This is a genomic window from Salinivibrio sp. IB643, from assembly GCF_001996105.1.
GTDB lineage: Bacteria > Pseudomonadota > Gammaproteobacteria > Enterobacterales > Vibrionaceae > Salinivibrio > Salinivibrio costicola.
Genome location: NZ_MUFF01000029.1, coordinates 22,900 through 34,362, shown reverse-complemented (window position 1 = coordinate 34,362; position 11,463 = coordinate 22,900). Strand labels below are relative to the sequence as shown.

The following is an 11,463-nucleotide window of genomic DNA, read 5'->3' as shown; positions in this document are numbered from 1 at the left end:
GTTTTGTATAAATCATTGTTTAATAATATTTTGTTCGAGAGGTTGTTTTTTCGTTGTGATTTGACGCTGTTTGCCGGCGCGGTATCGAGTTTACGAATGCGTGTTAGCGCCAAATGCGTAAACATGAAGGTTTATTGAATAATTGTAAGAAGAAAGAACAAAGGATAAGGGAACATATGATCCTGCTTGCGTGGTGATAGCCTATCGGGTAGGTGTATGTCTGCCTTTTTTTTTGTGCACGGGAACAAGCACCTAGTTGGTAACACATTTTCATTGGCTTTGGCATGGTCAGTGAACGAATTTGCGTGTTTCACCCTATCTATATTTGCAACGATAAAGCATTACCATGATTAACAATTGCCCAGACAAACGATGTTCGCATTGAAAAGGTTGCTGGAATACAATCTGTAGCTTAACTTTAAAGACAGGTGGACGGGATTCGTGGATGGCAGTGCTGCCCCGCCACACAATGAGCCTTGATACCCTAACAATGCATTGAAGTGGTTATGAGTAATTGGAATCAATGGGGTTTGCCTGACGCAGAGCTTGAGGCGTCAGAAAAAACTAAGTTACAACCGCCATCGATGTACAAGGTGGTGCTCAACAATGATGACTACACTCCCATGGAGTTTGTTATCGAAGTGCTCCAGACGTTTTTTGCCATGGATGTGGATAAAGCGACACAAGTCATGCTGGCGGTGCACTATGAAGGAAAAGCGGTCTGCGGTGTGTTTACTGCCGAGGTCGCTGAAACGAAAGTGGCACAGGTAATGATGTATGCCAAAGAGCATGGCCATCCGCTACTGTGCACGATGGAGAAAGCGTAAGCTGGTTCATCACGCTTTAGTGCGGTTTTTGAGGGAGGTGCCTTTATGCTTAACAAAGAACTTGAAGCAAGTTTGAACGGCGCGTTTGCACGTGCGCGTGAAAAACGCCACGAATTTATGACGGTGGAGCACCTGCTTCTCGCGTTAACTGAAAATGCGGCGGCGCATGAAGCGCTGGTGGCATGCCGAGCTGATCTGGAGGCGCTACGCAAAGAACTCGACGCATTTATTGAACAAACCACACCGCTGATCCCGGCGGATGATGAGTCGCGAGAAACACAACCCACGTTGAGCTTCCAGCGCGTCTTGCAACGGGCCGTGTTCCATGTTCAGTCATCGGGCCGCAGCGAAGTCAGTGGTGCGAACGTGCTTGTTGCTATCTTCAGTGAGCAAGAGTCGCATGCGGCTTATTTGTTGAAGAAAAACGATGTCAGCCGCTTAGACGTGGTGAACTATATCTCCCACGGCACTACCAAAGACGACAGTGAAGACCTTCCCAGTAGCGATATGGGGACAGAAGAAGCGGGCGCCGACCCAGGTGAAGATCGCTTAGAAAACTTCGCTACCAACCTAAACCAGTTGGCGCGCGTCGGTGGCATCGATCCCTTGATTGGTCGTGACAAAGAGCTTGAGCGAACCATTCAGGTGCTGTGCCGTCGTCGTAAGAACAATCCATTGCTGGTGGGGGAAGCCGGCGTGGGTAAAACAGCGATTGCCGAAGGGCTGGCGTGGCGCATTGTCGAAGACCAAGTGCCCGATGTCATTAAAGACTGCGTCATCTATTCGCTAGATATTGGCTCGCTCTTGGCGGGGACCAAGTATCGCGGTGATTTCGAGAAACGCTTTAAATCGATTTTAAAGCAGCTTGAGAAAGAAGATCATGCTGTACTTTTCATTGATGAGATCCACACTATTATCGGCGCGGGTGCGGCAAGTGGCGGCCAAGTCGATGCTGCAAACTTGATCAAGCCACTATTGAGCAGCGGTAAGTTACGTTGTATTGGTTCGACAACCTACCAAGAGTACGGCTCTATCTTTGAGAAAGAGCGTGCATTGGCGCGTCGCTTCCAAAAAATTGATGTGTTGGAGCCGTCTATCGACGATACCACCAAGATCTTGATGGGCTTGAAACCGAAATACGAAGCTCATCATGAAGTGCGGTATACCAACAAAGCGATTCGTGCGGCGGTTGAGTTGTCGGCAAAATATATCAATGAGCGCCACCTTCCTGATAAGGCGATTGACGTGATTGATGAAGCGGGCGCGCGATGCCGAATGGCACCTGCGAGTAAGCGTAAAAAAACCGTCAACGTGCCTGATGTTGAAACCATGATTGCAAAAATGGCACGGATCCCGGAGAAGTCGATTTCTTCTTCCGATAAAGATGTGCTGCAGTCGCTAGACGACAAACTCAAGATGTTGGTGTTTGGGCAAGATACTGCGATCACGGCATTGTCAGAGGCGATTAAACTCAGTCGTGCCGGCTTGGGTGATGATAACAAACCCGTGGGGTCGTTCTTGTTTGCTGGGCCAACAGGTGTGGGCAAAACAGAGGTCACCGTGCAGCTTGCGCGTGCCATGGGCATTGAACTCCAACGTTTTGATATGTCCGAATACATGGAGCGTCACACCGTCAGCCGCTTGATTGGTGCACCTCCTGGTTATGTTGGCTACGATCAAGGCGGCCTGCTGACGGATGCGGTGATTAAGCATCCTTACAGTGTGGTGCTGCTCGATGAGATCGAGAAAGCGCATCCTGACGTGTTTAACTTGTTACTCCAAGTCATGGATAATGGCACACTGACTGACAACAATGGCCGCAAAGCCGATTTCCGTAATGTTATCTTGGTGATGACAACCAACGCCGGGGTGGCGGAAACGGTACGTAAGTCCATCGGTTTGATTCAGCAGGATCACAGCCATGATGCAATGTCGGAAATTAAAAAGGTATTTTCACCTGAGTTCCGTAATCGTCTCGACAATATCATCTGGTTCAATCACTTGGATGAGCAAGTCATCTTGCAAGTGGTGGATAAATTTATTGTTGAGCTGCAAGCGCAACTGGATGCTAAAGGTGTTTCACTCGAAGTGACATCGGAAGCCAAACAGTGGTTGGCAGAAGAGGGTTACGATAAGGCGATGGGTGCGCGACCGATGGGACGTGTGATTCAAGATAATCTGAAAAAACCATTAGCGAACGAACTGCTCTTTGGTTGTTTGGTCAATGGCGGAACGGTTCGAGTGGTATTGAAAAACAACCGCTTGGACTTCCAGTTCAGTGATCAAATGGAGCCAGCGTAACGGCAATTGCTCACGTAAGTGTTCATTAAAGTAAGCGTTCACCAAAGCAAAACCCGGCCTGAGAGCCGGGTTTTTTTGACCGCGTTCGGAGGATTAACGCGAACGGAAAACGATGCGACCTTTCGACAAATCGTAAGGGGTCATTTCAACAGTGACTTTGTCGCCGGTCAGGATGCGGATGTAGTGCTTACGCATCTTGCCTGAAATGTGGGCAGTCACCACGTGACCGTTTTCTAGTTCTACGCGGAACATAGTGTTAGGCAGCGTATCCAATACGGTGCCTTGCATTTCAATTACGTCTTCTTTTGCCATTGAATCCTCTTAGGCTTATTCTGATAGCCAATTTTTTGACCGACAGATAATGCCTCTATTCTGAAAGTCTGTAAAGTTCGGGTGCGAATTTTACCCTGTTGGAGCGCACCTTGCTAGAAAAAATAGCGACTATTGTGGAATAACGGGCCAGGAAAAGGCCCGCCACTGCTGATTAATAAAGCGTTGGTGGGGATAATAGTCCGCTTTATAGCGCATCGCGGCGCAGGCATCGATTTGATAGCCCAAATACAGCCAAGGTAACTGCATCGATTTTGCCAGCTGGAGTTGCGCTTGAATACTCACACGTCCTAATGAAAATCGGTGCTGGGGGTCAAAAAACGTATACAAGGCACTAAGGCCGTCATCCACCACATCGATCACTGCCACGGCGATCAAGCGTGAACGCTGTTCTTCATTTTGGTACAGATGAATAAAGCGCGGGGTTAGCCAATCACTATGGATAAAATCTAAGAAGTCTTGCCGTTTGGCCGGGTACATGTTGCCCTCTGAGTGACGGGCGGTGATATAGCGGTCATACAACTCGAACCAATGGTCATCTAATTGGTCACTGACGTGCATAGTGAGGCGCTTGAGCTGGCTGCGATGCCGCTTTTGACTTTTTGATGGGCGGTAATGGTCGACATCGACTCTCAACGCTTGGCAAGCCTGACAAGAAGGGCAATGAGGACGGTAGATGAGATGACCGCTTCGCCGAAAGCCTGCCGCTAACAGCGCGCCATAACGTTCGCGTTGATGGTATTCTGAAGACATCACCACCGCGAGTTGCTCAGTTTGATCAGTAAGATACTGGCAATCAGCGCCTGGTGTGACGCCAACTTGGATTCCAACACTCATGTTATTCTCCAATCGGCAAGACGTTGCGGTGGGTAGCCATCAGCAATAGGGCGGTCACGATGTGCGTGAAGCGCGTCGATAAACGTATGACGTGACCAAGGTTGCGCACCTAATGACGCTAAATGCGGTGTCATCATTTGGCAATCAATATATTGCCCTCCTTGGTGAGCAAAATATTGGCTGAATTGCCACAGCGCGAATTTAGACCCATTCGTTGTGCTTGAAAACATGGACTCACCGCAGAAAATGGCCCCCACCGACACACCGTATAATCCGCCGACTAATGTATTGCCTTGCCATACTTCCACGCTGTGGGCATCACCTTGATGATGAAGCTGGCAATAGGCCTTTTGCATTTCGTGCGTGATCCAAGTTTGCTCCGGCCCTCGAATCTCGGCACAGATAGCAATAACGCGCTCAAAGGCCTGATTCAAGGTAATCGTCATTCCGGACTTTCTCGCTGCTTTTTGTAAGCTTCTGCTGGCGTGAAACTCGGTTGGCTGAATGATGGCCCGCTCACTGGGTGACCACCATAACAGCGGGTCATCTTCACCAAACCACGGGAAAATCCCGTTGCGATACGCAGACATTAGCCGAGCAGGGCTAAGATCCCCCCCGATGGCAAGCAAGCCATCGGGATGATCCAGCGCCTCGGTGACGGGAGGAAAACGAACGTCATCTTGCGCTAAAGGAGGCAAATAGAGGGTCATCGTGTGCTCTCTGATTTACAGCCGATGCATCAATTGTGCATAGCGTCCATTGGCATCGATCAATGACTGATGCGTGCCTTGTTCAATAATCTGACCGGCATCCATTAAGCAGACAGTGTCCATCTGCTCCAAGCCAACAAGACGATGGGTAATGATCACCACTGTTTTATCTTGGCAATGAGTTTTCAATAAAGACAGGATTTCGGCTTCAGTTTGCACATCTAAGCCTTCTGTCGGTTCATCTAAGAGCATAATCGGGGCCGAATGCAATAAACCACGCGCGATACCTAAACGACGGCGCTCACCGCCTGATAACTGGCGTCCACCATCGCCTAGCCAGGTGTCTAAGCCTTGCCCTTCTAATAGACGCGCTAACCCGACCTGCGTCAGTGCCTGAGATAAAGCCGAATCTGAGGCATTTGGACGGGCGAGAATGAGATTATCGCGGAGTGAGCCGTTAAAGAGATCAACCCGTTGCGTCACCACAGACATAGCATCACGTAACCTTGACTCATCCCACTCGCTCAACGGAACACCATCGAGAGTAATTTGCCCCTGAGTCGGATCCCATGCACGCGTCAGCAAGCTCATAAGGGTCGACTTACCACAACCTGTACGACCTAATAGCGCGACGGTTTGCCCTGCTGTGATGTCCAGCGAGACTCTTGATACCGCCTCTTGTGCCGCCCCAGGGTATTGATAGCTCACCTTATTCAAGCCAATTGATCCTGTTACCGGTCCTTTGTGGCCATCGAGAGGGAAAGGAACACTGGGTGGGCGTTCTGTGATGGCGTTGAGCCGTTTTGCGGCCGTGAGCGTTTTGCCTAAATACTGGAAAGCTGCCGTAATCGGCATCATCAGTTCAAAGCTTGCCATGGTCGTAAACGCTACCATGGCGATGAGGGGGCCTGGCGCACGATCGCCAACGCCATCGGCTGCCAGCCAAATCATCAAGACTAACGTGAGTCCGGTGGCTGCGATTAGCACGGCGTTAGCCCATCCTGTGATACGGGCCATATTCGCTTGCGCATTGAGCATCGCTTGTTCGCTGTCGTCAATGCGCGCACGATATCGCTCACGAGCGCCAAATAAGGCTAATTCTGCATGGCCTTGCAGCCAATCTAGCAGGGCAACGCGGGTTGCGGCATTTTGTTCTAGTTGATCTCGGCCCTGATCCTTGCCCAGACGATAGAAAATGATAGGTAGACTGACAAGCAGTACCAGCAAACTCAGACCCAAGGCAATACCAAGCGTCGGATCAAACCAGCCCAAGAATAAGCTCACGGCTAATACGCCCAGTACACCCACAATCATGGGGCTAATAAGGCGTAGATAAACATGATCCATGGCGTCGACATCCGCCACCATGCGGTTAAGCAAATCACCATCACGCATATTCAGACGATGGTCGGGGACTAACGGCGCCAATCTACGGAAAAACGACACGCGGAGATCAGCAAGCAACTTGAAAGTAGCGTTATGGCTGACCACACGTTCCGCCCAGCGACCAAAGGTGCGGCCAATAGAAAACCCACGCACGCCCGCGGCTGGCAACATATAGTTAAAGGTGGCGATGCCTGCGATACCGGCCACTGCCGCTGCGGCAATGAACCAGCCAGAGAGAGTGAGCAAGCCAATGGCGGCAAATAAAGTGGCAAACGCGAGGACAATGCCCAAACTTAAGCCAAACCAATGACGTTTATACAAGCGTAGATACGGCAGGAGTTCACGCATCAAGATTTCTCCTATCGGCTGAAGCCAGCATCTCTGCCAGCGGCCCTGTGTGCGCTAATTGATGATACTGGCCTTGTTGAACCAGCTTTCCGTCGGCCATCAACCAGACTTGATCACTGTTAGCCAGTGCATCTAGACGGTGAGAGACCTGGATGCAGGTTTTAGCTTGAGTGGCAGCATGTAAGCTTTCAATGACCAGCTTTTCACTGTGTGCATCCAGGCTCGCAGTCGGTTCATCTAGCACCCATAACGCACCGTCTTGCAACAAGGCGCGTGCGACAGCGACACGCTGCGCTTGGCCGACGGATAAGCCGCCATTACGATCACCGACGGCGTGCGCAAGGCCATTTTTTAACCGCATCACGAATTCATCCACATAGGCTTGTGTCATCACCTGGTTAATCGTTTCTGGACTCGCATCAGGGTTGGCGAGCGCGATATTATCGCGAATACTGCCATGGAACAGTTGTGGATTTTGTCCCACCCAGCTAATGGCTTGTCGCCAATGCGAAAGTGCCAGCTCACTGCGTTCACAGCCATTAATGGTCAAGCTACCTCGGTAGGGAAGAAAGCCGAGTAACACATTGAGTAAGCTAGATTTTCCGGCGCCACTCACGCCAACCAGTGCGATATGTTCACCGGGCTTAATATGAAAATTCATGGGACCGGCGAGTACCTGGCCATCTGGGCTGAGCACTTCGAGATCCTCGGCAGTGATGGTGACCGTGGCCAAGTCGGGCGTTGCTTCTCCTTGCGTGCCTGTATCAGGCTCAGCGTTTAAAAATGTGACAATCGATTCAGCAGCCCCAATCGCTTGCGCTTTGGCATGATAAAAGGTACCGAGATCGCGAAGCGGTTGGTAAAACTCCGGTGCCAGCACCAGCACAAACAAGCCGGTAAAGAGCGAAATAGGCGCTCCGTAATGACCAAAGTCAAGCTCACCGATAAAACTAAAACCAAAATACACCGCCACAACTGCAATCGAAATCGCCGTAAAAAACTCAAGCACCGCAGAAGATAGGAATGCGAGACGTAATACTTCCATCGTTCGTTGACGGAACGTATGTGACGCCAGGTGTAACTGATCGGCTTCGGCGTCAACGCGATTAAATAATTTTAGTGTGGGTAGGCCACGCAAACGATCGTAAAAATAGCCGGACAAACGCTGCAATGCTTTAAAATTCTTGCGGTTAGCATCGGCAGCTTTCATCCCGACCAATGCCATAAACAGGGGAACCAGCGGTGCGGTGATTAAAAAGATCAGCCCAGATGCCCAATTGATTGGAAACACGACGACTAAAATCACTAAGGGGATCAAGACTGCGATCGCCATTTGGGGTAAGTAACGAGCGAAAAAGTCCTGTAATTCCTCAACCTGCTCAAGGATCAGGCTTGCCCAGCTCCCCGCGGGTCGCCCTTGAATACTCACAGGTCCAAGCGCATGAAGTCGGTTGAGTATTAACTGGCGGATGTGTTGCCGAATGACCTCACCACAGCGATAGCCCGTTTGTTCTTTGGCCCAACTACACCCAGCACGGGCTAAAACAACGCCGACCAATGTGAGAAAACTTGGCAGTAAGGCGTATTTATCGGTTTGCTCAATAATCAGTTGATGCAGCAGGTGGGCAAGAAGTGCTGCTTGGGCAATCAAAAGCACACCAGAGAGGAGTGCAATGCTAATCGTCGCAACTAACCAGGGTTTGGCTAACGTGCTCTGCGACTTGAGCCATTGGGTTAGCGCCCGCTGTTTAGATTTATCCATATCATCTTATTATTTTATCAAAGCCTGCCAACAGGCTGGGCAGGCCATCGAATGATAGCCTGCATGAGCGCGAGAAATTACTGATTCGCGAGTGCGTCGAGATAACGCTCGGCATCTAGAGCCGCCATACAGCCGGTCCCTGCAGAGGTAATCGCTTGACGGTATACGTGGTCCATGACATCACCAGCCGCAAATACGCCTTCGACGCTTGTCTGGGTTGCATTGCCACTTAGGCCTGATTCAACCTGGATATAGCCGTTTTCCATTTTCAGCTGGTCAGCAAAGATGTCTGTGTTAGGTTTATGGCCAATCGCAACAAAAACACCCATCACATCAAGGGTTTCGGTCTCATCGCTTTGTGTGTCTTTTAAGCGCGCTTGTGTCACGCCCATTTCATCGCCCAACACTTCATCCAATACCCGGTTAGTGTGCAGGACAATATTACCGTTCTTCACTTTGTCCATCATACGATCGACCAGAATTTTCTCAGCACGGAAGGTATCGCGACGATGGACAACATGCACTTCAGAGGCGATGTTAGAAAGGTATAACGCCTCTTCGACTGCTGTATTACCGCCACCAATTACCGCCACTTTTTGGTTGCGATAGAAAAAGCCATCACAGGTCGCACAGGCGGATACGCCACGTCCCTTGAACGCGTCTTCAGACGGTAAGCCAAGGTATTGCGCAGATGCTCCCGTCGAAATAATCAAGGCATCGCAAGTGAACTCGCCGTTGTCGCCTTTTAGGCGGAAAGGGCGTGAGGATAAATCCACGTCATTGATGTGATCAAAAATAATCTCGGTATCGAATTTTTCTGCGTGGGCTTTCATGCGATCCATTAATGCGGGACCGGTTAGTCCTTCCGGATCGCCAGGCCAGTTTTCAACATCCGTGGTGGTGGTCAGCTGACCCCCTTGTTGCATGCCTGTTACCATAACAGGGTTTAAATTGGCACGAGCCGCGTAAACAGCCGCGGTGTAGCCCGCTGGGCCTGAACCAAGAATCAATAGGTTCGCATGCTTAATGTTACTCATTCACGTCTCCGAGCAGGAAAGGGGTTCGTTTTTTTGAATGGAGTGATTGTAGGTAAATTGGAAGGCTAAAGAAAGGGCACCGTGATGGTGCCCTCTATTTCTATCATTGATATTGCCGATTAATGGGCTGACTTCAGCGCATCCAGGGCATCAACGTATGGAAGATCAAAGCCTTCGGCCACTTCTTTGATGGTAACGCGGCCACTGATCACGTTAAGACCGTTACGCAAGTGCTCATCTTGAATTAAAGCATCGCGATATCCCTTATTCGCCAGCTTCACAATGTAGGGCAGTGTTGCGTTATTTAAGGCAACCGTCGAGGTGCGCGCGACAGCGCCAGGCATGTTTGCCACACAGTAGTGGACAACATCATCAACGATGTAGGTTGGGTCAGCGTGGGTCGTTGCATGTGAGGTTGCGAAACAGCCACCTTGGTCGATAGCGACATCGACAACTGCAGCGCCTGGTTTCATTCGCTTGATATGGTCTTCGTTGACCAGCTTCGGTGCAGCAGCACCTGGGATAAGGACAGCACCGATAACCAAATCAGCGTTGAGTACGTGCTGGTCTAATGTTTCCTCGGTTGAGTAGACGACTTTGGCGCGGCCTTGGAATTCTTCGTCCAAGCGACGCAATGTATCGACATTTTTATCCAAAATAGTGACGTCAGCTCGGAGGCCAACCGCCATGCGCGCGGCGTTTGATCCAACCACACCACCGCCAAGTACGACGATTTTAGCGGGTTCGACACCAGGAACACCACTGAGCAGCATGCCCGAACCGCCGTGTGATTTTTCTAACGCTTGTGCACCTGCTTGAATAGACATACGGCCGGCGACTTCAGACATTGGCGCTAATAGTGGCAATCGACCTTTAGAATCTGTTACCGTTTCATAGGCAATGCAGATAGCTTTACTTTTAATTAAGTCTTCTGTTTGCGGAAAATCTGGTGCAAGATGCAAATAGGTGAACAAAATCTGTCCTTCGCGCAGCATGGCACGCTCGACAGCTTGCGGTTCTTTGACCTTGACGATCATGTCTGCTTTCGCAAATACGTCAGCGGCGGCAGGGAGAATGGATGCCCCAGCGGCTTTATAGTCATCGTCAGAGAAACCAATACCGTTACCTGCATTGGTTTCAACATAGACTGAGTGGCCGTGAGAAATAAGCTCACGGACACTTGCTGGAACCATACCCACGCGGTACTCATGGTTCTTGATTTCTTTTGGAACGCCAATGATCATGCTGTCACCTCTTGTTTATTTAGTGTTATCGGCTGGCTTGTTATTGAAATTATCAATTTTCGAGCTAGTATAAAGGCAATAAACCAGCATTTGATGCTAAAGATTGTTTAGATGTTATTTAATTTGGTATATCTTTTTGCAAGGAAGTAACAAGGTGGAATAAAAAATGGTAGATACCAAAAACAAGCCCTCCAAGGAATTGGACCGTATTGACCGCAACATCCTAAATGAGCTCCAAAAGGATGGGCGAGTCTCCAACGTTGAGTTATCAAAACGTGTCGGTCTCTCTCCAACCCCCTGCCTAGAACGTGTGCGACGTTTAGAGCGTCAGGACTATATTCTTGGCTACACGGCACAGCTTAATCCCCAGTATTTAGATGCATCACTGCTCGTTTTTGTGGAAATCACACTAAATCGTGGCGCACCTGACGTGTTTGAGCAATTTAATAAAGCGGTGCAGAGACTAGAAGACATCCAAGAATGTTCGTTAGTGTCCGGTGATTTCGATTACCTACTAAAGACACGAGTAGCTGACATGTCGGCTTATCGCAAGTTATTGGGTGAAACCTTGCTACGTTTGCCCGGCGTGAATGACACACGCACTTACGTGGTAATGGAAGAGGTAAAACAAAGTAATCATCTGGTGATCCGCACGCGTTAAGTGTTGGCCATAGGGTGAAG

10 protein-coding genes are annotated in these 11,463 nt (G+C 49.8%); 3 read left to right on the top strand and 7 right to left on the bottom strand.

Features of this window, described 5'->3' with window-relative positions:
* The first annotated feature begins 506 nt into the window (after nt 1–506).
* A complete protein-coding gene (clpS, locus tag BZG77_RS12115; RefSeq protein ID WP_021022427.1) occupies nt 507–827 on the top strand; it encodes an ATP-dependent Clp protease adapter ClpS in 321 nt (106 codons plus the stop codon).
* 45 nt (nt 828–872) lie between these two features.
* A complete protein-coding gene (clpA, locus tag BZG77_RS12110; RefSeq protein WP_077647420.1) occupies nt 873–3,128 on the top strand; it encodes an ATP-dependent Clp protease ATP-binding subunit ClpA in 2,256 nt (751 codons plus the stop codon).
* A 93-nt stretch (nt 3,129–3,221) separates the two neighbouring features.
* Here clpA and infA read toward each other — a convergent pair whose 3' ends face one another.
* From infA to ald, 7 genes are all read right to left on the bottom strand, one after another.
* Complete coding sequence (infA, locus tag BZG77_RS12105; protein WP_021022425.1) at nt 3,222–3,440, bottom strand: translation initiation factor IF-1; 219 nt, start codon at nt 3,438–3,440, stop codon at nt 3,222–3,224.
* Nucleotides 3,441–3,569: 129 nt separating this feature from the next.
* Nucleotides 3,570–4,295, bottom strand: coding sequence for an arginyltransferase (locus tag BZG77_RS12100; RefSeq protein WP_077647419.1), 726 nt, complete (start codon nt 4,293–4,295; stop codon nt 3,570–3,572).
* Entirely contained in the window at nt 4,292–5,005 is a 714-nt protein-coding gene (gene aat, locus BZG77_RS12095) for a leucyl/phenylalanyl-tRNA--protein transferase (protein ID WP_077647418.1), read from the bottom strand. The genes BZG77_RS12100 and aat overlap by 4 nt, the downstream gene beginning before the upstream one ends.
* Nucleotides 5,006–5,020: 15 nt before the next feature.
* Nucleotides 5,021–6,739: a heme ABC transporter ATP-binding protein/permease CydC gene (gene cydC, locus BZG77_RS12090; protein ID WP_077647417.1), complete on the bottom strand. Its 1,719-nt coding sequence runs from the start codon at nt 6,737–6,739 to the stop codon at nt 5,021–5,023.
* A complete protein-coding gene (gene cydD, locus BZG77_RS12085) occupies nt 6,732–8,501 on the bottom strand; it encodes a heme ABC transporter permease/ATP-binding protein CydD (protein ID WP_077647416.1) in 1,770 nt (589 codons plus the stop codon). Before cydD ends, cydC begins: the two co-directional genes overlap by 8 nt.
* A 77-nt stretch (nt 8,502–8,578) precedes the next feature.
* Complete coding sequence (gene trxB / locus BZG77_RS12080; protein WP_077460191.1) at nt 8,579–9,538, bottom strand: thioredoxin-disulfide reductase; 960 nt, start codon at nt 9,536–9,538, stop codon at nt 8,579–8,581.
* A 119-nt stretch (nt 9,539–9,657) separates the two neighbouring features.
* Complete coding sequence (ald, locus tag BZG77_RS12075; RefSeq protein ID WP_077647415.1) at nt 9,658–10,782, bottom strand: alanine dehydrogenase; 1,125 nt, start codon at nt 10,780–10,782, stop codon at nt 9,658–9,660.
* A gap of 166 nt (nt 10,783–10,948) precedes the next feature.
* On the opposite strand from ald, the gene lrp reads away from it, so the two are divergent.
* On the top strand, nt 10,949–11,443 hold the full coding sequence (gene lrp, locus BZG77_RS12070) for a leucine-responsive transcriptional regulator Lrp (RefSeq protein ID WP_077647414.1): 495 nt from the start codon (nt 10,949–10,951) through the stop codon (nt 11,441–11,443).
* Nucleotides 11,444–11,463: the final 20 nt, after the last annotated feature.